Genomic DNA, 421 nt, shown 5'->3' with positions numbered 1-421 from the left:
CCAGCCTGTAGTGCCGCCATAGCAAATGACATCGCAATACGGTGATCACCATGTCCATCCACTTCGCCACTGCCAATAATGCCACCTTCTATAATCATGCCATCAGACGTTGGCTGAGCATCGATGCCGAGTGCCTGTAATCCATCAGCCATGACCTGAATTCGGTCACTCTCTTTCACCCGTAATTCTTCAGCACCCGTCAATACTGTGCGGCCTTCTGCACAGGCTGCGGCAATAAATATTGCCGGAAATTCATCAATCGCCAATGGCACCTGATCCTGAGGAATTTCAATTCCGCTCAACGGTGCATAGCGAACCCGGATATCTGCCACCGGTTCACCACCGGTTACCGCTTCGTTGCTCAAGCTTATATCCGCCCCCATTTGCTTCAAAATATTGATGACACCCGTCCGCGTAGGGT

General features: G+C 51.3%; 1 pseudogene. It reads right to left on the bottom strand.

Features of this window, described 5'->3' with window-relative positions:
• Positions 1-421, bottom strand: a pseudogene (locus tag B3182_RS01780) (3-phosphoshikimate 1-carboxyvinyltransferase); the annotation flags it as partial.

It is taken from the genome of Methylophaga sp. UBA4204, assembly GCF_002379485.1.
Taxonomy (GTDB): domain Bacteria; phylum Pseudomonadota; class Gammaproteobacteria; order Nitrosococcales; family Methylophagaceae; genus Methylophaga.
The sequence above is the reverse complement of the archived record's forward strand: the minus strand, read 5'-3'. Positions and strand labels throughout refer to the sequence as shown.